The sequence below is a fragment of the Neptunicoccus cionae genome (genome assembly GCF_014643735.1).
Lineage (GTDB): Bacteria > Pseudomonadota > Alphaproteobacteria > Rhodobacterales > Rhodobacteraceae > Amylibacter > Amylibacter cionae.
Window position 1 is genome coordinate 74,249 of record NZ_BMKA01000008.1, and the last position, 23,214, is coordinate 97,462.

A 23,214-nucleotide genomic window follows, 5' to 3' on the forward strand; every position below is an offset into this window, starting at 1 on the left:
CATTACTTAGAGGCCCCCATGGAGAAATCAAAAGCCGTGAAGCGAGACAGTATCACCACCGCAAAAATCCTGTCCGACGCCCTGCCCCATATGCAGCGGCACGATGGCTCTATTATCGTCATTAAACTCGGCGGCCATGCCATGTCCTCGCCCGAGGCGATGGCCTCGTTCGCGCGGGATGTGGTGCTGATGCGTCAGTGTAACGTCAATCCGGTGATCGTGCACGGCGGCGGGCCGATGATCAACGAGATGCTCAAGAAGCTCGATATCCCGTCCGAGTTCGTCAACGGCAAGCGGGTCAGCGATGCGGCCACTGTGGAAGTTGTCGAAATGGTGCTGTCGGGCAAGGTTAACAAATCCATCGTTCAGGCAATCAACGGCCAAGGCGGGCGGGCTGTCGGAATTTCCGGCAAGGATGCCAACCTGATGGTCTGCACACAGGCCGAAGGCGATCTGGGTTTGGTGGGTGATCCGCACACCGTGGATGCGACCGTTGTGCAATCCCTTATCAACGACGGCATGATCCCAGTGATTGCGCCGCTTGGTGCGGGTGCGAATGGTGAGACCTTCAATGTAAACGGCGACACCGCAGCCGGTGCGATTGCAGCCGGACTGCACGCTGATCGTCTGTTGCTGCTGACCGATGTGGAAGGCGTAAAAGACGCTGAGGGCGATGTGATCACCAGCCTGACTGCCGAACAAGTAGAACAACTGACCCGCGACGGGGTGATTGCCGGTGGTATGATCCCCAAAACCCAAACCGCACTGGATGCGGTGCGGGGTGGCGTGAAGGCGGTTGTTATCATGAACGGGCAACAGGAAAACGCCTGTCTGCTGGAGCTGTTCACCACTTATGGTGCCGGCTCTATGATCCGCGCTTAGATGGGCGGGGAAGCTGGCATACGCCTTACAGTCTTTATCGGGCTGTTTGCGATCCTTGCACTGGCAGAGCATTTTTTGCCGCGTCGCAAACTGCGCGCAGCAAAATCACGGCGGTGGGTGACGAATTGGGGCATCGTCCTGATTGACACCGTCACCCTGCGTCTGCTTGCCTTTGCTGTGCCTGCCCTTGCAGTGGGCGCGGCGATTGATGCGGGGCAGCGGGGGTATGGGCTGTTTAACCAGACGGACTGGCCTCTTTGGGTGGAGTTCATCGCCGGATTGCTGATCCTCGACTTCCTTATCTGGGCGCAGCATCTGATCACCCACAAAGTCCCGCTGCTGTGGCGGTTGCATCGTGTCCATCATGCCGACACGGATTTTGACGTAACTACGGCAATCCGTTTCCATCCGGTTGAAATTGCCCTGTCGATGCTGTTGAAGATCGGCGCAGTTTACCTGTTCGGCCCTGCAGCGGTGACGGTGATTGTTTTTGAAATCCTGCTGAACGGCTGTGCCATGTTCAACCATTCCAACCTGAACCTGCCTCGCCGTGTGGACGCGGTACTGCGGCTGTTTCTGGTTACGCCGGACATGCACCGTGTTCATCATTCCGACAAACGCAGCGAGCATGACAGCAACTATGGGTTTTCCATATCGCTGTGGGACCGGCTGTTTCGCACCTACATCGCCCAGCCTGAAGCAGGGCATGAGAAGATGACCATCGGCTTGCAGTGGCAGGACGACAAACCAACGCGGCTGGGCTGGTCGCTGAAACTGCCGTTCCGCCGCAGATGAGCTACGCCGCCGCTTGTACCGCTGCCAAAGCGCAAGGGCTGGATGTGCTTGGCGGGTTTCACGGCGGGGCAGAAGATGGCCTGCCAGAAGGCTGCGAGACGCTTCTGTTGCTGGGGCCCGCGCAGGATTTCTGGCCCCTGTTCCAGCAAAGCCCCGAGTTCCTTGATAGCGCGCCCGATCCCATGGACCGCTGGTCGACACGGGTGATCGGACAGCTATCGCAAGACCTACAGGCAACACCGTTTATGCCGTTCGGCGGCCCACCCTATGCCCCTTTCCTCAGCTGGGCGATAAAGACCCGCCGCGCGTGGAGCTCTCCTGTGGGGATGCTGGTACATGATACGGCAGGGCTTATGGTGTCCTTTCGCGGGGCGCTGGCGTTTCGCAGCCGACTAAGTCTTCCGGCGACAGGGAACCGCCCCTGTGATAACTGCACGGCAAAACCCTGCCTGTCCGCCTGTCCGGTGGATGCATTAAGTGCGGCGAAGGGCTATGATACGATGGCGTGTCATGGTTATCTTGACACAGCAGAGGGGCAGTCCTGTCTGTCCACAGGCTGCATCGCGCGCCGCGCCTGTCCGGTCAGTGACGGCGCCAACCGCGATCCGGCGCAATCCGCGCATCACATGAAGTATTTTCACAAACCCAGAGTATTTTAATGAAAACCTTAATTCTCACCCGCCATGCCAAGTCCAGTTGGGACGATTTGAACCTGCTGGATCATGAACGCAAACTGAATGCTCGCGGGCGAGAGGCTGCCGGAACCATCGGGCGCTGGCTGACGCAGCAAGGGCATGTGCCGGACCAGATCATCAGTTCGGACGCGGAACGCTGCAAGGAAACCTGGGCGCTGCTATCGGCAAACCTGCCTGACACGCCCGAACCGAGCTTCCACCGCAGACTGTATCTCGCCGCGCCTGTGACCCAATATGAGGCGCTAAAGCAGGCCAAGGGCGACTGCGTAATGATGCTGGGGCATAATCCGGGGATCGGACAGTTTGCCCATGATCTGCTGTCACCTGACGCCATACCGGACCACCCTAAATTCGGGCTTTACCCGACAGCGGCAACCTTGGTCGTAACCTTTGACATCCCCGATTGGTCCACGCCGTTCATGGCCACTGGGGAGGTGGTCAATTTTGTCGTCCCCCGAGAGCTGGACGCCTGAACACCATCGAAGAAGAAGGACGAGCAGCTATGAAAAATACGGATGACATTTGGGATCTGGCGGACCGGCACAGTGAGCGGTTCATCACCCTGTCCGACGCGGTTTTTGACACGCCTGAAACCCTTTACACCGAGTTCAAATCGGTTGCAGCCCACCGTGAAAGCCTTGTGGAACAAGGCTTTCGCATCACCGACAACGCTGGTGGCCTGCCCACTGCCGTGATCGGGGAAGCGGGTGAAGGCGGGCCGGTGATTGCCATCCTCGGAGAGTTCGACGCCCTGCCCGGCCTTTCGCAGCATTCCGGCGAAACCTCCCCCCGCGCGATAGAGGACGGTGGTCACGGCCACGGCTGCGGCCACAACTTGTTCGGTGCAGGGGCCTTACTGGCTGCAACTGCACTGAAGGATTGGATCGAAGCGAATAACATCAACGCGCGGGTGCGCTACTACGGATGTCCTGCGGAAGAAGGCGGCGCGGCCAAGACCTATATGGTGCGCGAAGGGCTGTTTGACGATGTGGATGCAGCAATCAGCTGGCACCCTGCGCCCTACCTCGCGGTCAATCAGGAACCCAGCCTCGCCAATGCACGGATCGACTACACTTTTTACGGCACCGCGTCCCATGCGGCGTTTGAGCCGGACATGGGGCGCTCTGCGCTGGATGCGGTGGAATTGATGAACGTGGGCGTGAACTATATGCGCGAACATATGCCCGACGCGGCGCGGGTGCACTATGCCTATATGGATGCCGGTGGTGTAGCAGCGAATGTGGTGCAGGCTCGCGCAAGGGTGCGTCAGTTGATCCGTCACCCCAACCTGCCCGGACTGAAAGACCTGATCGCCCGTGTCGACAAGATCGCAGAAGGTGCGGCGCTGATGACGGAAACGCGGATGGAAAAGAAAGTCTATTCCGGCGTATCGAACCTGCTGCCAAACCGTCCCTTGGAAGACGCCATGCAAACCGCAGTAGAACAGCTCGGCCCCGTGCCCTTTGATGACAAAGACCGCGCTTTCGCTGCGGAAATTCAGGCCACCCTGCCCAAAGGCGCGGTGCAAAGCACACTTGCCTCGATGGATTACACACCTGCCGCTGATCAGGATATTTCCCTGTGCGATTTCATCCTGCCGCTGGACCGGAACGGCGTGGTCCGCGCAGGCTCTACCGATGTCGGGGATGTCAGCTGGGCGGTGCCAACAGTGCAGCTTTGGGGGGCGACCTGGACACTTGGCACCCCGTTTCACACATGGCAGGTGGTGGCCCACGGCAAGACCGGTCTGGCCCATAAGGGAATGATCCATGCCGCCAAAGTCATGGCGGGCACGGCGCGGATGTTGATCGAAAATCCCGAGCTTCTAGCCGATGCGAAAGCGGCCCATACCGCCCATCTGGCCAACACGCCGTATGAATGCCCGATCCCCGAAGAAACTGAACCGCCGATCGTGCAACCGTCCTGAAACGAAAAAACCCCGGCCACTGGCCGGGGTTTCTTTTTGTCGTGCTGAGGTTCGGGTTAGTGACCCAAAATCTGGCTCAGGAACAGTTTGGTCCGTTCGGATTTGGGGTTGTTGAAGAACTCTTCCGGTTCGTTCTGTTCCACAATCTGGCCCGCATCCATAAAGATTACGCGGTTGGCGACCTGTTTGGCGAAACCCATTTCGTGGGTCACACACAACATGGTCATGCCTTCCTCGGCCAGTTCCACCATCGTATCGAGAACCTCTTTGATCATTTCGGGATCGAGCGCCGAAGTCGGTTCGTCGAACAGCATGATGCGTGGTTTCATGCACAAGGAACGCGCAATAGCCACCCGCTGCTGCTGACCACCCGAAAGCTGGCCGGGGTATTTGTCAGCCTGCTCGGGGATCTTCACCTTCTCAAGGAAGTGCATCGCGATTTCCTCGGCTTCCTTCTTGGGTGTTTTACGCACCCACATCGGTGCCAGCGTGCAGTTCTCAAGGATCGTCAGATGCGGGAACAGGTTGAAGTGCTGGAAGCACATGCCTACCTCGCGCCGGATTTTGTCGATGTTCTTGAGATCGGACGTAAGCTCGATCCCGTCCACGATAATATCGCCCTTCTGGTGTTCTTCCAGACGGTTGATACAGCGGATCAGGGTGGACTTGCCCGAACCGGAAGGACCGGCAATAACAATCCGCTCCCCCCGTTGCACAGTCATGTCGATGTCACGCAGAACGTGAAAGGCACCGTACCACTTGTTCATCTTGTTGATCTGGATCGCAATCTCGTCGGAGACCGCCATCTTGCTACGATCAATTTCACGATCAGTTGCTATTTGAGACATATTGGAGGCTCCTAACTAGTGGCCGGTCTTGAGCTTGCGCTCGAGATACATGGAGTAACGGGACATGCCGAAACAGAAGATAAAGAACATCAGCGCGATGAAGCCGTACAGCTCCCATACGATGCCGTTCCAGTTGGCGTCAGCGCGGATATTAGCGGTGAGTCCGATCGGGTCCAGCAGACCAATGATCGAAACCAGCGTGGTATCCTTGAACAGACCGATAAAGGTGGACACGATCCCCGGAATGGAAATCTTCAGCGCCTGCGGCATGGTAATCAGCCGCGTGGCCTTCCAATAGTCCAGACCCAGTGCATCCGCTGCTTCGTACTGACCGGTAGGCAAGGCTGCCAGACCGCCGCGCACCACCTCGGCCATATAGGCCGAAGCAAACAGCGTCACCATGATGATCACCCGCAAGATGATGTCAAACGTCGTGCCAGGCGGCAGGAAGTAGTTCAACAATGTCGAGGCCACGAACAGAAGCGTGATCAAAGGCACACCGCGAATGAACTCGATAAAGCCCACACAGATTGCCTTGACGATCATCAGATCCGATTGACGCCCCAGCGCCAGAAGGATGCCAATCGGCAGGGACAGTGCGATACCAGTCACTCCGATGATGATCGACAACATGAACCCACCAAACTTCGCAGATTCAACAGGCTCGATTGCCAGCGGGATCACTGAAGCCAGCCCGTTTGCCACAGGTGCCGCCAGCAGCAACCACCAGATGACCGGCACCAGAATTGCAGCGATCACTCCGACCAGCGAACCGGCCACACGGTAAAGCACTTCGAAGGCAACATAAGCCAGAACGAAGCCCGCAACCGCAACGATAGGTGTCCAAAGCGTGCCACCCCAAAGCAGCCAGAAGGCCAGAAATGGATAGAGCACCGAAAACCACAGCATCTTGCGTGGCAGGTTGGGATAAAGCACCGGTGCCAATGCAACGAGCATCAAGACGAAAGTCACGTTAGCACGCCAGTACAGCTCTGCCGGATAGAATCCGTATATCAGCTGCAAATAGCGTTCCGCGATCACGGACCAGCAGGCTGCGCCGTGGGCCAGACCCAAATCGGCAACAACCTCGCGGCACTCCTTAAGGGAAGACGCAGTCCACGAACCGTACCAGACCCAAGGCAGGACAAGGGACAGCACGACCCAGAGGAAGTAAACGGACAATAGCGTCAGAACCGTGTTCAGCACGCTGGAAAACAGATTATCCCGCATCCATCGGACTGGCCCTGCCGCAGTTGTGGGGGGCGCTTGTTCGGGCAGCATCGTGTCGCGCACGTAAGCTACCGTTTGTGCATGAGTATCGCTCATATCAACGCTCCCTCAACTTAACGGATTCATTGTACCAGTTCATTACCGAGGAGATGATAAGACTGATTGTCAGGTAGATCGCCATCAGGATCAGAAGACTTTCCATCTCTTTGCCGGTCTGGTTCAGCGTGATTCCACCCAGCGTCCCTGTAACGTCCATATACCCCACAGCAATCGCCAGAGAGGAGTTTTTGGTCAGGTTCAGATACTGAGAGATCAGCGGCGGAATGATAACCCGCAGCGCCTGTGGCAGGATGATCAGGTTCATGGTGCGTCCGGGGCTTAGGCCAAGGGCAGACGCCGCTTCGGACTGGCCTTTACTGACCGCCATAATCCCTGCGCGCACGTTCTCGGCCACGAAAGCCGCCGTATACAGCCCAAGCGCAAGGGTCAGTGCAATCAGGGAGTTGCGCATGTAGATGCCACCCTGAAAGTTAAAGCCTTTCAGCGCCGGCAGTTCCAAACCGATCGGACGGCCCATAAGGAAGTATACCAGCAGGGCCGGTACGAAAAAGATTGCCAGCTTGATCCAGAAGTTCGGCAGGATCTGACCCGTTGCCTCTTGCCGTTTGCGCGACCAAGACCCGAAGACGAAGATGCCGACGATGGACAGCAGGAAGACCACAACCACAGCCATGGAACCGGAATACATTTCCGGTTTGGGAATATAAAGCCCCCGGTTCGTCAGCGCGACGGAATCCCAAAAGCTCATGGACGCGGTGGCATTGTCGCCGCGAAACGCTCGTGGCGCGGGAAAGGATTCAATAAAGATCGCCATTGTCAGAACGATCCACAGCAGCACCGGAACATTGCGGAAGGATTCGATATACACTGTCATAAGCCGTGAAACGACCCAGTTGTTTGACAGACGCAGCACCCCGATAAACACGCCAAGCACGGTTGCCAGAATACACCCCAACACCGCAACCAGCAGCGTGTTCAGCACCCCGACCAGTGCCGCACGACCGTGGGACATCTGGTTGTTATATTCGATCAGTTTCTGGTTGATATCATACCCGGCGGCTTCCCCGAGAAAGCCAAAGCTCAACGGTTTTCCCAAAGCTGCGAGGTTCTGCGCAGCGTTGTTTAAAAGCCATCCAACCCCCAACAAAAACAACACCAGCGCTACGATCTGAATCGTCATAGAGCGATAGCGGGTGTCATAAATTAATTGGCTGAGTTGGAAGCCGTCCTTTGGAGGATCGGTGGTTGCAGACATGTGTCCACGCTCCCTTGTTCTGTCATTGAGGTAGCAACTTCCAATTCCACGAAATGCGTGGCGAACTGGTTGCACCTTGTTTTTGTATAGTTCGGAATGATTCCGGCTTTGGCCGGAAGAAAACGGGCGCAGCCTGTGCTGCGCCCGTTCTTAAACTTAGCGGAAAGGAGGCGAGTAGATCAGGCCGCCATCAGTCCACTGTGCGTTCAGGCCACGGGCCAGACCGATTGGAGTGGATTCACCGATGTTCTTAGCGAAGATCTCGCCGTAGTTACCACCAGCAGCAATCGCATTTTTAGCGAAGTCTGCGGACAGACCCAGCTGCTCGCCGAGGTTGCCTTCAGTGCCCAACAGACGGTTGATCTCTGGGTTGTTGCCAGCTTGCATCGCGGATTCTTTAACGTTCGCAGATGTCACACCCAGCTCTTCAGCTGCGATCAGTGCGTTCAAAGACCAGCGAACAATGTCAGCCCATTGGTCGTCGCCGTGACGTACAAGCGGGCCCAGTGGCTCTTTGGAGATGATTTCCGGCAGCAGTGCGTGATCTTCTGGGTTCTCAAAAGTGGCACGCGACGCGGCCAGACCGGATGCGTCAGTTGTGTATGTGTCACACGCACCTGCAAGGTACTGTTGCAGCGCTTCTGCGTTTGTCTCGATCGGAACAGGCTCGTAAGAGATGTTGTTTGTACGGAAGAAATCCGCGAGGTTCAGCTCTGTTGTTGTACCTGTCTGGATACAAACAGTTGCACCGTCCAGATCCTTGGCAGAAGAAACGCCCAGCTCTTTTGGAGCAATGAAGCCCTGACCATCGTAGTAGTTTACACCAACAAAAGTGAACTTCAGGTCAACATCGCGAGAGAATGTCCAGGTCGTGTTACGAGCCAGAATGTCGATCTCACCGGAAGCAAGTGCTGTGAAGCGTGTTTTGCCGGTTGTCGGAGTGAATTTAACGGCCTGTGGATCACCCAGAACCGCCGCTGCAACTGCGCGGCAAACGGCTACGTCGAAACCGTCCCAGTTGCCGTTTGCGTCTGCTGCAGAGAAACCTGTGAGACCTGTGGAAACACCACATTGCAAAAAGCCTTTGGCTTTTACGTCGTCGAGCGTTCCGGCAGAAGCGAAGCCAGCAGTCATGGTGGCCGCGGCAACAGCGCCGAAGAATGTTGTTATTTTCATTTTTACCTCTTCCTGATGAACCGCCTATGGTCAGACGGCTTGCTAGGAGTTTACCCAGCTTGTCTTACTTGTCCGGCATAGCCGGAAAAGTAGCCCCCATACTGTGAGTAGGAGCTTGTCAGGTCAAGGATTTTATATCCTTTAAAAAGCTGCGAAAGTTTACCCTCGGTAAGTTATTAGGTCAGCCTTTGTGACTATTTTAAGAGAGGGTATTTCCCTGCTTTTCCAGCATCATTGCAAAGCCGAGGGTACACTTTCAACTTCCGGCAAGGGCGTAAGTCAGCAAGCCTGACCTATACTTTGCCTAGTGCAAGGTTTTACGCACTGACAGCAGTAATTTTTCGGCAAGAAGGAAGGCCTGACGCTTGATTTCGCCAGCCTCAGCTGCTTCGTCATCTACGCCCCACTGCTCGGCCTGCCAGATTTCATCGACCCTTGCGACCTGCCAAGCCTGTTCTGCAACCATGTGTTGATGGGACACAGCAAGGGCGAGCACCAGAGACCCCGATATTTGAACCAAATCGTGAAAAGCGGCCAGTTCAAACGGGTCAAATGTCTCTACAGCTTGCCGCAGATTGGCCACCGATTGATTCGGTTGCTCCACTGGAATCACCCCTGATGTCACCAAAAGAGGCGCTTTGAACGTCAGGCTTGCCCAGTTCAAAGGGGCATCCCACTGGTCGGCCTGACGGGCAATCAATTCTTGCGGGTGGGTCGACCGGTAACACAGCAAATCGTTTTCGCCATAAGCGGCAAGCATATCGACAACAGCCGCCATTTGGCCGCCCATTTTATCCACGGATACATTCGCCCAGCGGGTTGCTGGCATGGCTGTGGGGCTCAGTTCTCCGCTGGCATCGTCCCATTCCCGCGCAACCAAATCTGCAGCTTTTCGTGTCGGCAACAACAAGTCGCGCTTTTCGGGTGTCTTAACCGTGCGCCCGTCAAGCTGGATCACGAAGCCTGTGTCCGCTTCGGTCACATCAACTGTGCTCCAGAACCGTTTCTTTTTTGCCAGTGTCATCGCAGGTTACTCTTGTTCTTCGAAAGGATCTGACGGGGCTTCTGCCGGATCAAAGCCGAAAAAGTCCCAAGTTTGCGCCATATGGTCGGGCAGTGGTGCGGTAAACGTCATCTTGGCCCCGCTCACCGGATGGGGAATCGCCAACGAGCGTGCATGCAGGTGCAGCTTGCGGCTTACAGAGCCACCCAGTTGCGCCCCCCACCCATCGCCTTCGTTCACTTGACTGTTCGTGCCATATTTTCCGTCACCGATGATCGGGTGTCCGATTTCAGCCATATGCGCGCGCAACTGGTGCGTCCGGCCAGTGATCGGCACCAGACCTACCCAAGCTGCCCGCTGGCCGACGGCCTCGATTACTGCGTAATCCGTTGTCGCCCGTTTTGCGCCTTCGGTTTGTTCAACCTCGTCGGGGTGAATACAGTGCATCCGCTCCCCAGCGCCATGCGGCCCGTGACCGGCGGCTTTCACCAACCCATAGCGCACAGTCCCCATCTTCGGGAAAGGACTGCCCGCAACCATGGCCCAGTAAATCTTGCGCGTAGTGCGCAGGTGAAAGCTTTTGGCAAGCCCTGCAGCCGCGCGACCGGTGCGCGCCATCACAAAAACGCCGCTGGTGTCCTTGTCCAGCCGGTGCACCAGCTTGGGCTTGGTATCCATCCCAAAGCGCAAAGCGTCTGCCAACCCGTCAATATGGCGCGTCTGACCTGAGCCCCCCTGAACGGCAAGGCCGGCAGGCTTGTTCAAGACGATAATATCATCGTCGCGGTAGATCACGCTGTCCTGCATCAGCTTGGCATCCGCATCCGAGATCACCGCCTCGGGTTTGGCCGCCACAGTTCCGGGATCGGGCAACGGCGGTATGCGCACCACTTGCCCCGGTTGCAGACGGGTGTTCGCCTTGACCCGGCCTTTATCCACACGCAGATCGCCCTTGCGGCACATCTTCTCCACACGGCCCTGACTGACATGGGGAAACATCCGGCGCAGCCAGCGATCCAGTCTCTGTTCCGCAGCATCTTCCGCTACAGCAATATGTTGCACACCACTCATGACAGCACCGCCCGCATAATTCCCATTCCGGCAAACAGGGCAGCGATCCCGCCCAACACCGATCCTATAACATATAGGGCAGCCAAGCCGCCCCGCCCTTGTTCCCATAACAGGATCGCATCCAGAGAGAACGCAGAAAACGTCGTAAAGCCGCCCAACACGCCCGTCATCACGAAAGGCGCAAAGCGTGCATCTCCGGCGCGGTGCAGAAACCAAACGGCAAAAACACCCATCAGGAACGATCCGGCCAGATTGACCGCGAACACACCAACGGGCGCACCAGCACCCACCAGACGCACAGCGCCCTGTACGGTGCCATAACGCATGACAGCCCCAAGGCCACCACCGATGGCTATTTGAAGTAAACTATTCATTCAGACCCCTGCGCTTTTGCACCTGTATCTTACAGATCCATTCCGCTCGCGGCCATCGGGACGTTCAGGCGCCCTTACCGCTTCTCTGGTCCGCCTCTACAGCAATCTCGACAATCTGTGCAAGGCCTTCAAATCTGTCGCGCTCACTGTCCGGCAGATCATTGAGGCAAAAAACATCCCCGATCCACTTGGTCCACTCTCGGGTTTCCAGCGCAGCCTCGCGCACAACAAAGACCGAGGCCACTTTGTGTTTGCGGATCAGGTGGTCCACCTGCCCTACAACCACTGGTTCGGGCCCTTCGAACAGTCCTACAAGGTGCTGGCCGGAAAGCAGGAAAAACCCACCGATCCTACGATCGGCACAACGGGCCCATATGTCTTTTTGAAGCGGCTCTACTTGTTCAGACGAGAGCCGCCCGTGCAAACGACACGTAAAAAGAATCTGCAAAGTCAATTCATTATCGGGCAATACAAAATCGAATCGAGCCCCCTCGGAATACACGCTACCTTTCACCATTCAACCATAGGGTCACAGTATCTGCAAACCGGAACGCACTTTTTACCCAAGGTTGTATCACGACGAAACGGCAACTAAACCCTACCGAGAGTCACCCTAACCGTCCCTGTTCCGGCTTGTTCGCAATTTGGCAAAGTACTCGGTTCGTTTCTTTAATTCCCGTTCAAATCCGCGATCTACAGGCACGTAATAGACCCCGTGTTTCATCCCGTCCGGAAAGTAATTCTGCCCTGAAAATCCGTCCTCGGCATCGTGATCATAGGCATAACCAACCCCGTAGCCTTCGTCCTTCATCAACTTGGTCGGTGCGTTTCGAATATGTTTTGGCGGCGGTTCCGATCCAGTTTTTTGCGCCGCCCTGCGCGCCTCTTTATAAGCCTTGTAAGCCCCGTTCGATTTCGGGGCGAGCGCTAGGTAAATCACCGCCTGCGCCAGTGCCAGCTCCCCTTCGGGACTGCCGAGCCGCTCATATGTCTGCCAAGATTGCAAACAGACCGCCTGCGCCTGCGGATCGGCAAGGCCAATGTCTTCAACCGCCATACGGGTGATCCGGCGAGCCAGAAAACGGGGATCTTCACCGCCATCCAACATGCGACACAACCAGTATACTGCCGCATCCGGATCAGAGCCTCGCACCGATTTGTGCAGCGCAGAGATCAGATTGTAATGTTCCTCGCCGGATTTGTCATATTTCGGCGCACGGCGCGAAAGGCGTTTGGACAGACCATCCCGTCCCACCTTCTCCTTCGCATCCCAAGCAAAGCACTGTTCCAGAATATTAATCAGCGCACGACCATCCCCGTCCGCCATCTCCAGAACCGCCTCCCGAGCATCGGCAGTAAGCGGCAATGCGCGCTGCACTAGTTGCTCTGCCCGCTGCGCCATCAGCTCCAGATCCGCCAGCGTCAGGCGTTCCAGCACCATCACCTGACTGCGGCTCATCACAGCGGCGTTCAGCTCAAAGGAAGGATTTTCCGTGGTCGCCCCAACCAGCACGATCGTACCGTCCTCCATATGGGGCAAAAACCCGTCTTGCTGCGCCTTGTTGAAACGGTGAATCTCGTCCACGAACAGCACTGTACCTCGGCCCGTCTGCCGCCGTAATTTTGCGGCTTCAAACACTTTCTTCAGATCAGCAACACCAGAGAAAATCGCGCTGATCTGGACGAATTCCATCTCGGTCTCATCCGCCAGCAACTTGGCAAGCGTCGTCTTCCCCACACCCGGCGGCCCCCAAAAAATGATCGAGGACAACCGCCCGCTTTCCAGCATAACCCGCAGCGCGCCATCCTCGCCCAAAAGGTGCTGCTGGCCGATCACATCCGCAAAGTGCCGGGGGCGCAGGCGATCCGCCAGAGGCGCGTTTTTCGCAGGCGCATCTGCCTGTCCAGCCATGCCATCATCCAGTGCATCAAAAAGATCCGCCATTGCGTTACCCGCCTCAATTCAATCTATGCCCAGTTTGGCCTGCAAACCCTGTCGGCGCAATGTAGCGCTGCTTCAATGTTCGCCAAATACTCAAAGAAAAACCCCGCCAGACCAAAACGGCCTGACGGGGTTCCTACTGTCCCGAATTTTATCGGTTTTTATTCGTCTGCTGCTTCCATTTGAGCAGCAACGCGGGCTTTGTCAGCCGCGCCTTTGGCATCTACGTCACGATCAACAAATTCGATGATCGCCATAGGTGCCATGTCGCCGTAACGGAAGCCGGCTTTCATGATGCGCACATAACCGCCTTGACGGTCTTTGTAACGTGGGCCCAGAATGTCGAACAGTTTGGAAACGTACTGGTCTTCTTTCAGCTTGGAAGCGGCCTGACGACGGGCGTGCAGATCGCCACGTTTCGCCAATGTGATCAGTTTTTCCATGATCGGGCGCAGTTCTTTTGCTTTTGGCAAAGTTGTTTTGATTTGCTCATGCTCGATGAGCGAGCCTGTCATGTTCGAGAACAGCGCTTTACGGTGTTCATGAGTCCGGTTCAGGCGACGGTAACCACGTGCGTGACGCATTTTAGTTTTCCTTCTCTATGCTTTGTCCGGCGAGCCTGCGTGGGTCTCGCACTCCTTGGGGCAGAATTACCCGATATGTTCCCCGCCATCTGCGGGCATTTTGCGACCGGCGGACCAAAGCCCGCCAATCGCGTATTCCGTAGGTCGGGCTTCAGCCCGACACACCTTAAAACTGGTCTTCGTACTTTTTAGCCAGATCTTCGATGTTGTCCGGTGGCCAATCCACGATATCCATACCGAGGTGCAGACCCATGCCGGTCAGAACTTCTTTGATCTCGTTCAAAGATTTCCGGCCGAAGTTTGGTGTACGCAGCATTTCTGCTTCGGTTTTCTGGATCAGATCGCCGATGTAAACGATGTTGTCGTTCTTCAGGCAGTTTGCAGAACGCACGGACAGTTCCAACTCGTCTACTTTCTTCAGCAGCAGCGGGTTGAATTCCAGATCGTCTTCTTCTTCCTGACGGGAAGCGGACTCTGGCTCGTCGAAGTTCACAAACACGGACAGTTGGTCTTGCAGAATACGTGCAGCATAGGCCACAGCGTCTTCTGGTGTGATCGAACCGTCAGTTTCCAGTTTCAGTGTCAGTTTGTCATAGTCCAGAACCTGACCTTCACGGGTCGGTTGAACATCGTAAGACACTTTCACAACAGGCGAGAACAACGCGTCGATCGGGATCAGGCCAATCGGCGCATCTTCCGGACGGTTCTTGTCAGCTGCAACATAGCCTTTGCCCGTTTCAACGGTCATTTCCATGAACAGGGACGCGCCGTCATCAAGGTGACAGATCACGTGATCCTTGTTCAGGATCTGGATGTCAGCGGTTTCAGAGATGTCACCAGCGGTAACAACGCCCGGACCTTTGGCTGCAATGGACACGCGTTTGGTGCCTTCTGCTTCCATGCCAACGGCCACACCTTTGAGGTTCAGCACGATGTCGGTTACGTCTTCACGTACACCGGCGACGCTGGAGAACTCGTGCAGTACGTTATCGATCTGCACGGATGTGATCGCAGCACCTTGCAGGGACGACAGCAGGACACGCCGCAGCGCGTTGCCCAATGTCAAACCAAAGCCACGCTCCAGCGGTTCAGCAACACAAGTTGCCTGACGCAGCGGGTCGCCACCTGGTTTGATGTCCAACTGATTAGGGCGGATAAGCTCTTGCCAATTCTTGTGGATCATAAGTCCTCCATTCCTGTTCGCCGATCGGATCCGATTGATCGGGAACGCCCGAGGGTATTAACAATAACGCGGGCCGATCCAGTGAACCGGCCCGATAAATCTTGACGCTAGGCTTAGACCCGGCGGCGCTTAGGAGGGCGACAGCCGTTGTGGGCGATCGGTGTCACATCGCGGATGGATGTGATGTTGAACCCAACAGCAGCCAGCGCGCGCAATGCGCTTTCACGACCGGAACCCGGACCCTGAACTTCAACTTCCAGCGTTTTCACACCGTGCTCTTGCGCTTTTTTGCCAGCATCTTCAGCAGCCATCTGTGCCGCATAAGGTGTGGATTTACGCGAGCCTTTGAAGCCCATTGTACCAGCGGAAGACCATGCGATTGCGTTGCCTTGGGCGTCTGCAATCAGGATCTTTGTGTTGTTGAAAGAGGAGTTAACGTGAGCAACACCAGTGGTGATGTTCTTACGGACCTTCTTCTTTGCGCGAAGTTTTTCACGTGCCATAGTTCAAGCCCTCCTTATTTCTTTTTGCCGGCAATCGCGCGGGCTGGGCCCTTGCGAGTACGTGCGTTTGTGTGTGTACGCTGACCACGAACAGGCAGGCCACGACGGTGACGCAGGCCGCGGTAGCAACCCAGGTCCATCAGACGTTTGATGTTCATGGAAACTTCACGACGCAGATCACCTTCAACGTCGAGGTTAGCGTCGATGTATTCGCGAATTTTCAGAACTTCCGCATCGGACAGTTCATTGATCCGGCGGGTTACATCCAGACCGGTTTCTTCGCAAATTTTAGCAGCGGTGGTGTTACCGATGCCGTGAATATATGTGAGGGCGATTGGGACCCGTTTGTGGGTCGGCAAGTTAACGCCGGCGATACGTGCCAAGGGCTCTTCCTTATGGTTGCGATTCCGTAGGTCCGGAACCTTTTTTCACAACAAAAGCCCAACACCACCACGGCATCGGGCCAGTCCTATTCAAGGATTAGACGAATCACTGTTATAAGCAGGAAATGTCCGATTCCTTAAGGAAGCTGTGCGATACACGCCGTGCCGGATAAGGTCAACCCCTCTGACACAGCCATCCCCTTGCCAGAGCGCGTTTTGGCGCTATCCAGCCCCGCAAGACATCCATTCGGGACGCCCCATCGTAAGATGCTAAAAAGCCGCCTGCAACGGCAAGCGGCTTGATACTATCAGCAGTTCAGTCGATCAGGCGTTCGACAGCGCCCCGTCGATGGAGCCTTTGACTTCGTCAATTGCCGCGAGGCCGTCGATGGTCTGCAACTGGCCCTTGGCGTAGTAGTAGCCGATCAGAGGCGAGGTGTCTTTATAATAGGCCATCAAGCGGGTCTTGAGGCTGTCCTCGTTGTCATCCGCGCGGCGCTTGAACTCGGTACTGCCGCATTTGTCGCAGACGCCCTCTTTCGCCGGTTTCTTGGCTGTGTCGTGATAGCCTGCCCCACATTTGGCGCAGGTGTAGCGACCGGTGATGCGGGACACGAGCGCCTCGTCGTCCACACGCATCTCGATCACTGTGTCCAGCGACTGGCCAACGCTTTCAAGAAGCTCGCCCAAGGCGTCCGCCTGTGCCAGCGTGCGCGGGAACCCGTCAAAGATAAAGCCGCCGTCCGCTTCTGCTGTTTCCAACTGTTCGCGGATCAGGCCGATCACGATCTCATCAGTAACCAGTTCGCCGCGGTCCATGACACCGGCAACCATATTGCCCATCTCTGTGCCGGAAGACCGTGCCGCACGCAGCATGTCGCCCGTGCTCAGCTGCACCATATTCCGCTCTTCCACCAGCATCGCGGCCTGTGTTCCTTTACCGGCGCCCGGTGGGCCAAGCAAAATAATATTCATGTAGATTCCCTTCATATCGCAGCACGGGCACAGCTATAGCCCCATTTGCCGCCGGGCGAAAACAAGAAACGTATACTTGCGCATACACGTCGCAGGCAACGGATGCCGAAGAAAACCCAGCGCCTGCAAAGAAAAAGGCCGCACAGGGTTCTGCGCGGCCTTTCAAACTGTCAACGAAACGTTACGTTCCGAGGGTTTAGCGCCCCCGACGACCGCCCCGTGCTTTGGTGCGGTTCTTGCCACGCAGCTTGGATTTTTCAATCAGGCTTTCGTACTGATGCGCCAGCAAATGGGACTGCACTTGCGTGATTGTATCCATTGTCACCGACACAACGATCAACAAGGACGTCCCGCCAAAGTAGAAGGGAATCGCCAGTTGCGAGCGCAGGATTTCGGGAAACAGACAGATCGCCGCCAGATAGGCAGAGCCAAGCACAAGGATACGCGCGACCACGTAATCAAGATACTCTTCGGTCTTTTTACCCGGACGGATGCCCGGAACGAAGCCGTTCTGTTTCTTCAGGTTGTCTGCAACGTCATCGGTCTTGAAGGACACGTTGGCGGTGTAGAAGTAGCTGAAGAACACGATCATACCGACAAAGAACAGCAGGTAGAGTGGCTGTCCCGGCCCGAAATAGGCCAGCAGCGTGTTCATGAACGGGCTGGTTTGCGTGCCGGAGAACGTAGAAATCGTTGTCGGCAGCAGCAGCAGCGCAGAGGCAAAGATCGGCGGAATAACACCGGCTGGGTTAATCTTGATCGGCAGGTGGGACGACTCACCGCCGTAAACCTTCATGCCAACCTGACGCTTGGGGTACTGGATGTGGATCTTGCGCAGCGCGCGCTCCATGAACACGATAAACGCGATCACAGCCACAACCATCACCATAACACCAACGATAACCGCAGGGGACAGCGCACCGGAGCGACCGGAAGCAAAGAACTGCGCCAGCGCGGCAGGCAATTCAGCGATAATACCAACGAAGATGATAAGGGAGATACCGTTACCAATGCCCCGTGCCGTGATCTGCTCACCCAGCCACATCAGGAACATGGTGCCCCCGACCAGCGTGATGATTGCAGGCAGCTGGAAGCTCAGGAAACCGGGGTTGGTCGCCAGATCACCAGCCTCAAGCCCGCGGGACATGCCGTAAGCCTGAAAGAACGCCAGCGCCACAGTGCCGTAACGGGTGTATTGGTTGATCTTCTTGCGTCCGGCCTCGCCCTCTTTCTTCAGCTGTTCCAGTGACGGAACCATCGCTGTCAGAAGCTGGACGATAATGGAGGCAGAAATATAGGGCATAATCCCCAGCGCAAAGATAGCCATCCGGCCAATCGCACCGCCCGAGAACATGTTGAGGATACCGCCAACACCCGTTTGCGCACCCTCCACAAATTCCCGCAGCGCACCAGCGTCGATGCCCGGCACGGGGATAAACGTCCCGATCCGGTACACAATCAACAAACCCAATGCAAAGAGGATACGAGATTGCAGTTCTTTCGCTTTACCGAAGGCACCCCAGCTTAGGTTGGAGGCCATTTGTTCAGCAGCAGAAGCCATGAACGTCCCTTTCATATAGTCGCACACGCGGCGTCCCGGGTGATGCGTCAAAAACAAAACGCCGCGAGACCAATCAACTGGGTCGCGCGGCGCCGAAAAACTTGATCGTGAGTTATGTAAGCGGCAGGTCCACCGCTCACAAGCCCAATTCAAGGGTTTTGACTTTTATTTGAAACGCCGGACCGTGCCAGCGTTCCAAATTACAGCCAGAACACTTTAGGCGTCAGCGTCGGCTTTCGCAGCCTGCGCAACGGTCAGCTTGCCGCCAGCCGCTTCAACAGCCGCTACAGCAGTGCGCGACGCGCCAGTGACTGTCAGGTCGATCTTGGAAGTGATTTCGCCCTTGTTCAGGATACGAACGCCGTCTTTGACGCGACGCACCAGACCGGATTCAACCAGAACTTCTTCTGTGATCGGCTTGCCAGCGTCGATTTTCTTCTCGTCGATGAACTTTTGCAGCAGGCCAAGGTTCACAACAGCATGTGTTTTTGCATTGATGTTGTTGAAGCCACGCTTAGGCAGACGTTGGTACAAAGGCATCTGACCGCCCTCGTAACCGCCGATGGATACACCCGAACGGGATTTTTGACCCTTGATACCACGGCCACCCATTTTACCTGTGCCGGAACCCGGACCACGGCCAATGCGCTTGCGCTTTTTAGTTGCACCTGGATTGTCTGAAAGCTGATTCAGTTTCATTGTCGCTATCTCCTTTTGCCGGAACTACCCCCGATGAGCGACAAAGGGGCAAACACGGCGTTACGATGTGATTCTGGAAAGGTTCCCAGATTGGTGGCGTATAGAGGTGTGGCACGCACAAAGCAAGGGCCATATAAAACCCGTAGGTCGGGCTTTAGCCCGACACCCCCAAACCTCCCCAGAATCCCCCTCAAACCTTACGCGCCACAATATACCGGCTGATCCCCTTCCTCGGATACGTCCCGCTTTCCACCAACTCAAACCCTGCATCGCGGATCATTGTTTCCAGCTCCTCGACCCCAAGATAATTCAGAAACGGTGCTTTTCCGAAAACCTGCATTACCTTTATCAACGGTCCAAACAGCCAGCGTTTGGGTTTCAGGCATCCGGTTTTGCTTATGAACACCCCACCTTTATCAAGTGACGCTGCCAGATTTCCAATCATCGCCACCGGATCCTCCGCCAGATGGAGCAGGTTCAGGGCAAGGATCACATCCGGTGCCTCGGGCAGTGTTAGGGGTAGGCTTACGTCCACCGTGCGAAACTGCGCGTTTGTCACACCATCCACCTCGGCCTTCTCCTGCGCAATCGCTACCATCTCGGATGATATGTCCGTGCCAAGGATCGCTCGCACATTCGGCGCCAGCAACAAGGCGGTGGAACCAGTACCGCATCCGACCTCCACAACATAGTCGGTCGGTTTCAAATAGGACTTCGTCCGGTCCAGCGTCTTGTGGTAGTTTTCCATGTCCGAAATTGGCCGCTTTGCGTATTTGCGGGCGATACGGTTCCAGAACTGTTCTGCGTTTATCATAGTGCGCTCCTGCTTTGCGCCTCTTTACCTATACATCAAACGTCAGGAAATTGCCAAAATTCGCAGGGGTGATATACATATTCGTATGAATGGATTGCCCCCAAGCTTTGACTGGAACCACGCGCGCGCTTTTCTGGCCACCGCGCAGAGCGGATCGCTCTCGGCGGCGGCAAGACTACTTGGTCTGACGCAACCCACGCTCAGCCGACAGGTGGCCGCGCTAGAGACCGAACTCGGTCTGACCTTGTTCGAACGGGTTGGACGCGGGTTGGAAATCACAGAAGCCGGACGCGAGATGTTGGTCCATTTTGCAGCGATGGGCGAAGCGTCGGAAAAAGCCACGCTCGCGGCATCTGGGCAGTCGCAATCCGTTGAGGGCCGTGTCAGCTTGTCTGTGTCGGATATAATCGCCGCTTACATCATGCCAGAGGCTCTTGTCCGTTTGCGCCAACACGCGCCGGGCATAGAAATTGAACTTCTGGCGGTAAACGGAATTTCGAATCTGCAAAAACGCGAAGCGGACATCGCCTTGCGTCATATCCGTCCGCGTGAACCCGAACTGATCGCCCGAAGCCTTGGCGATGCCAGCGGTAGGCTCTATGGTGCCACGCCCTATCTGGCGCACCTAGGAGCGCTGCGCAGTCTGAAGGACCTGAACGCCGCACGTTTTATATCTACAGGCGACCCCGAAGAATTTCTGACCTACCTGAACGCGCGGGGTTACTGCCTGACAAGGGCCAATGTGGCCTATTCCAGCCCCAGCGGGATTGCCGGATGGGAGATGGTGAAACAGGGGTTGGGGCTTGGTGTGATGATGTCTGATCTAGGGGATCATGCAGAGGGGGTTGTTCCGGTCCTACCCGACTTTACAACCGTGTACTTTCCCAACTGGCTGACGACCCACCGTGAATTACACACCAGCAAGCGTATCCGCATCGTGTTCGATTTCCTTGCAGATTACTTCAAAGAAACCTTCACCCTAAAATGAAAAACGCCCCCGCAAATGCGGAGGCGTTTCAGTAGGTCGCGTAGGTCGGGCTTAAGCCCGACTTAACACTTAACCTTTTTCTTCGATGATCTCGACCATGTGAGGGATCTTGGCGATCATGCCACGAACCGCTGGAGTGTCTTCCAACTCGCGTGTTTTGTGCATTTTGTTCAGGCCCAGACCGATCAGCGTTTGACGCTGTTTTTCCGGACGACGGATCGGAGAACCGATCTGTTTTACAACAATGGTTTTAGCCATGATCTTATACCTTCAACTCTTCAGCCACATCGCCAGCAGGTGCTTCAGCGGGGGCGTCTGTTTTTGGCAGAATGTCGGAAACTTTCTTGCCACGACGTTGTGCAACATTGCGCGGGCTGGTTTCTTTGCTCAGACCGTTCATGGTTGCGCGGATCATGTTATACGGGTTGGCCGAACCGATGGATTTGGACACAACGTCCTGAACACCCAACATTTCGAACACAGCACGCATTGGACCACCGGCGATGATACCAGTACCTTGTGGTGCAGTCCGCATCACAACTTTACCAGCGCCGTGACGGCCTTCCATGTCGTGGTGCAGGGTACGACCTTCACGCAGTGGAACGCGGATCATTTTGCGTTTTGCAGCTTCGGTTGCCTTACGGATCGCTTCTGGAACCTCTTTGGCTTTACCTTTGCCGAAACCGACGCGGCCTTTTTGGTCGCCAACAACGACCAGTGCAGCAAAACCAAAGCGCTTACCGCCTTTTACTGTTTTGGACACGCGGTTGATCGCAACAAGGCGATCTTGGAATTCGGGGTTCTCGTCGCGATCGCGACCCCGACGGTTGTCATCTCTAGCCATCATTGGCCTCCTGGGTAGTGTGGGGTTTCCCCCGAATGTTCCAATCCTGGTGGGACGTCACCGTCCCCCGGATCATCGAGGTGGGCCAGAGCGGCCCACCTACTGATTTTAGAATTTCAGACCGCCTTCACGGGCTGCATCTGCGAGCGCTTTTACCTTGCCGTGGAACAGGAAACCGCCACGGTCGAAATAGCAGGTTTCAACACCGGCTTTTTTCGCACGTTCTGCGATTGCTGTGCCAACTTTGGCAGAAGCTTCGACGTTGTTTTTGCCCACAACACCCAGATCTTTTTCCATAGAGGAAGCGGATGCCAGTGTTACGCCATTTACATCGTCGATCAGCTGTACGCTGATGTTCTTGGAAGAGCGGTGTACGCTCAGACGGGGGCGGCCAGCAGCCACCTTCCGCATTTTGCTCCGGTTGCGCATACGGCGCTTAAGGAACAGAGTTCTCTTGCTAATAGCCATGTTATGCGTTCCTTACTTCTTCTTACCTTCTTTGCGGAAGATATACTCGTCTTTGTACTTAATGCCTTTGCCTTTATAGGGCTCTGGCTTGCGGTACTGACGAATGTTTGCAGCAACCTGACCAACAACTTGCTGGTCGATACCTTCAACAATGATTTCAGTCGGCTTGGGCGCTGTTACAGTGATGCCTTCCGGCACTTTGTACTCAACGTCGTGGGACAGACCGAGCGCCAGCTTCAGGGTGTTGCCCTGCATCTGCGCACGATAACCAACACCGTTGATTTCCAGCTCTTTTTTGAAGCCTTCGGTCACGCCTGTTACCAGGTTCGCGATCTGTGTCCGGCTCATACCCCATTGCTGGCGTGCCCGTTTGGACTTGCCACGAGGTGTAACCAGCACACCGTTGTCTTCAACGGAAAGCGTTACATCGTCAGTTGCCTTGAAGGTGCGCGCACCTTTCGGGCCTTTTACTTCTACGGTCTGGCCAGACACAGAGGCTGTTACGCCGCTGGGCAGCTCGACCGGTTTTTTACCAATACGAGACATCTGTCACCCCTTAGAAGATTGTGCACAACACTTCGCCGCCAACATTGGCTGCGCGTGCTTGTGCGTCTGACATAACACCCTGAGATGTCGATACGATGGAAACGCCGAGACCTTGACGAACCGCAGGGATGTCCTTGACGTTCGCATAAACGCGACGGCCAGGGGTGGATACCCGCTTGAGTTCTTTGATCACTGGTACACCGTCGAAGTATTTCAGAGAAATCTCCAGCTCGGGGTGACCGTTGACGCCTGTACCGGCTTCGTAACCGCGGATGTAACCTTCGCTCTGGAGCACGTCCAGAACCCAGCCACGCAGTTTGGAAGCAGGTGTTTTCACTGTGGATTTGCCGCGCAGTTGTGCGTTGCGAATACGTGTGAGCATATCACCGATAGGATCGTTCATATGTA

Annotated in this window: 28 protein-coding genes; 6 read left to right on the plus strand and 22 right to left on the minus strand. The window is 55.8% G+C overall.

Features of this window, described 5'->3' with window-relative positions; translation table 11 throughout:
- The first annotated feature begins 18 nt into the window (after window positions 1-18).
- From argB to IEX10_RS17960, 5 genes are read left to right on the plus strand one after another with little or no spacing between them, the layout of a single operon-like run.
- Window positions 19-882: an acetylglutamate kinase gene (argB, locus tag IEX10_RS17940; RefSeq protein ID WP_188678486.1), complete on the plus strand. Its 864-nt coding sequence runs from the start codon at window positions 19-21 to the stop codon at window positions 880-882.
- Window positions 883-1,677, plus strand: a complete 795-nt coding sequence (locus tag IEX10_RS17945) for a sterol desaturase family protein (protein ID WP_188678488.1) — start codon at window positions 883-885, stop codon at window positions 1,675-1,677.
- Window positions 1,674-2,336, plus strand: a complete 663-nt coding sequence (locus tag IEX10_RS17950; RefSeq protein WP_188678489.1) for a ferredoxin — start codon at window positions 1,674-1,676, stop codon at window positions 2,334-2,336. The genes IEX10_RS17945 and IEX10_RS17950 overlap by 4 nt, the downstream gene beginning before the upstream one ends.
- A complete protein-coding gene (locus IEX10_RS17955; protein WP_188678491.1) occupies window positions 2,336-2,845 on the plus strand; it encodes a SixA phosphatase family protein in 510 nt (169 codons plus the stop codon). The genes IEX10_RS17950 and IEX10_RS17955 overlap by 1 nt, the downstream gene beginning before the upstream one ends.
- A 29-nt stretch (window positions 2,846-2,874) precedes the next feature.
- Entirely contained in the window at window positions 2,875-4,299 is a 1,425-nt protein-coding gene (locus IEX10_RS17960; RefSeq protein ID WP_188678493.1) for an amidohydrolase, read from the plus strand.
- Between the two features lie 56 nt (window positions 4,300-4,355).
- Here the strand turns inward: IEX10_RS17960 and IEX10_RS17965 are convergent, their stop codons facing one another.
- From IEX10_RS17965 to IEX10_RS18045, 17 genes are all read right to left on the minus strand, one after another.
- Window positions 4,356-5,147 (minus strand): amino acid ABC transporter ATP-binding protein, encoded by a 792-nt coding sequence (locus IEX10_RS17965; RefSeq protein WP_188678495.1) that lies wholly within the window; start codon window positions 5,145-5,147, stop codon window positions 4,356-4,358.
- Between the two features lie 15 nt (window positions 5,148-5,162).
- A complete protein-coding gene (locus IEX10_RS17970) occupies window positions 5,163-6,473 on the minus strand; it encodes an amino acid ABC transporter permease (RefSeq protein ID WP_188678497.1) in 1,311 nt (436 codons plus the stop codon).
- 1 nt (window position 6,474) lies between these two features.
- Entirely contained in the window at window positions 6,475-7,692 is a 1,218-nt protein-coding gene (locus IEX10_RS17975; protein WP_188678499.1) for an amino acid ABC transporter permease, read from the minus strand.
- 156 nt (window positions 7,693-7,848) lie between these two features.
- A complete protein-coding gene (locus IEX10_RS17980) occupies window positions 7,849-8,868 on the minus strand; it encodes an amino acid ABC transporter substrate-binding protein (protein ID WP_188678501.1) in 1,020 nt (339 codons plus the stop codon).
- Window positions 8,869-9,172: 304 nt separating this feature from the next.
- Window positions 9,173-9,892, minus strand: a complete 720-nt coding sequence (locus IEX10_RS17985; RefSeq protein WP_188678503.1) for an ATP12 family chaperone protein — start codon at window positions 9,890-9,892, stop codon at window positions 9,173-9,175.
- 6 nt (window positions 9,893-9,898) lie between these two features.
- A complete protein-coding gene (locus IEX10_RS17990; protein WP_188678506.1) occupies window positions 9,899-10,942 on the minus strand; it encodes an RluA family pseudouridine synthase in 1,044 nt (347 codons plus the stop codon).
- Window positions 10,939-11,316, minus strand: a complete 378-nt coding sequence (gene crcB / locus IEX10_RS17995) for a fluoride efflux transporter CrcB (RefSeq protein WP_188678508.1) — start codon at window positions 11,314-11,316, stop codon at window positions 10,939-10,941. Before crcB ends, IEX10_RS17990 begins: the two co-directional genes overlap by 4 nt.
- A 64-nt stretch (window positions 11,317-11,380) precedes the next feature.
- On the minus strand, window positions 11,381-11,764 hold the full coding sequence (locus tag IEX10_RS18000) for a BLUF domain-containing protein (RefSeq protein ID WP_188678510.1): 384 nt from the start codon (window positions 11,762-11,764) through the stop codon (window positions 11,381-11,383).
- 165 nt (window positions 11,765-11,929) lie between these two features.
- Window positions 11,930-13,261, minus strand: coding sequence for a replication-associated recombination protein A (locus IEX10_RS18005; RefSeq protein WP_188678512.1), 1,332 nt, complete (start codon window positions 13,259-13,261; stop codon window positions 11,930-11,932).
- 158 nt (window positions 13,262-13,419) lie between these two features.
- A complete protein-coding gene (gene rplQ / locus IEX10_RS18010) occupies window positions 13,420-13,842 on the minus strand; it encodes a 50S ribosomal protein L17 (RefSeq protein WP_188678514.1) in 423 nt (140 codons plus the stop codon).
- Window positions 13,843-14,008: 166 nt separating this feature from the next.
- Window positions 14,009-15,025, minus strand: coding sequence for a DNA-directed RNA polymerase subunit alpha (locus tag IEX10_RS18015; protein ID WP_188678516.1), 1,017 nt, complete (start codon window positions 15,023-15,025; stop codon window positions 14,009-14,011).
- A gap of 113 nt (window positions 15,026-15,138) precedes the next feature.
- On the minus strand, window positions 15,139-15,528 hold the full coding sequence (gene rpsK, locus IEX10_RS18020) for a 30S ribosomal protein S11 (protein WP_069301459.1): 390 nt from the start codon (window positions 15,526-15,528) through the stop codon (window positions 15,139-15,141).
- Between the two features lie 14 nt (window positions 15,529-15,542).
- Entirely contained in the window at window positions 15,543-15,911 is a 369-nt protein-coding gene (rpsM, locus tag IEX10_RS18025) for a 30S ribosomal protein S13 (RefSeq protein ID WP_101657452.1), read from the minus strand.
- 324 nt (window positions 15,912-16,235) lie between these two features.
- Window positions 16,236-16,886 carry an adenylate kinase gene (locus IEX10_RS18030; RefSeq protein ID WP_188678518.1) on the minus strand — a complete coding sequence of 217 codons (651 nt, stop codon included), beginning with the start codon at window positions 16,884-16,886 and terminating at the stop codon, window positions 16,236-16,238.
- 196 nt (window positions 16,887-17,082) lie between these two features.
- The gene (gene secY, locus IEX10_RS18035) at window positions 17,083-18,447 is read right to left on the minus strand and encodes a preprotein translocase subunit SecY (RefSeq protein WP_188678520.1); all 1,365 of its coding nucleotides are present in this window, start codon (window positions 18,445-18,447) and stop codon (window positions 17,083-17,085) included.
- Between the two features lie 216 nt (window positions 18,448-18,663).
- Window positions 18,664-19,146, minus strand: a complete 483-nt coding sequence (rplO, locus tag IEX10_RS18040; protein ID WP_069301455.1) for a 50S ribosomal protein L15 — start codon at window positions 19,144-19,146, stop codon at window positions 18,664-18,666.
- A 190-nt stretch (window positions 19,147-19,336) separates the two neighbouring features.
- Window positions 19,337-19,960: a class I SAM-dependent methyltransferase gene (locus IEX10_RS18045; protein WP_188678521.1), complete on the minus strand. Its 624-nt coding sequence runs from the start codon at window positions 19,958-19,960 to the stop codon at window positions 19,337-19,339.
- Between the two features lie 85 nt (window positions 19,961-20,045).
- Here IEX10_RS18045 and IEX10_RS18050 point away from each other — a divergent pair, with 85 nt between their 5' ends.
- Entirely contained in the window at window positions 20,046-20,948 is a 903-nt protein-coding gene (locus tag IEX10_RS18050; protein ID WP_188678523.1) for a LysR family transcriptional regulator, read from the plus strand.
- A gap of 69 nt (window positions 20,949-21,017) precedes the next feature.
- Here IEX10_RS18050 and rpmD read toward each other — a convergent pair whose 3' ends face one another.
- From rpmD to rpsH, 5 genes are all read right to left on the minus strand, one after another.
- Window positions 21,018-21,206, minus strand: a complete 189-nt coding sequence (rpmD, locus tag IEX10_RS18055; RefSeq protein WP_069301454.1) for a 50S ribosomal protein L30 — start codon at window positions 21,204-21,206, stop codon at window positions 21,018-21,020.
- 4 nt (window positions 21,207-21,210) lie between these two features.
- Window positions 21,211-21,792, minus strand: coding sequence for a 30S ribosomal protein S5 (gene rpsE, locus IEX10_RS18060; RefSeq protein WP_101657460.1), 582 nt, complete (start codon window positions 21,790-21,792; stop codon window positions 21,211-21,213).
- A 108-nt stretch (window positions 21,793-21,900) separates the two neighbouring features.
- The gene (rplR, locus tag IEX10_RS18065) at window positions 21,901-22,260 is read right to left on the minus strand and encodes a 50S ribosomal protein L18 (RefSeq protein ID WP_188678525.1); all 360 of its coding nucleotides are present in this window, start codon (window positions 22,258-22,260) and stop codon (window positions 21,901-21,903) included.
- 12 nt (window positions 22,261-22,272) lie between these two features.
- Window positions 22,273-22,806 carry a 50S ribosomal protein L6 gene (gene rplF, locus IEX10_RS18070; RefSeq protein ID WP_188678527.1) on the minus strand — a complete coding sequence of 178 codons (534 nt, stop codon included), beginning with the start codon at window positions 22,804-22,806 and terminating at the stop codon, window positions 22,273-22,275.
- Window positions 22,807-22,816: 10 nt separating this feature from the next.
- A complete protein-coding gene (gene rpsH, locus IEX10_RS18075; RefSeq protein WP_188678529.1) occupies window positions 22,817-23,209 on the minus strand; it encodes a 30S ribosomal protein S8 in 393 nt (130 codons plus the stop codon).
- Window positions 23,210-23,214: the final 5 nt, after the last annotated feature.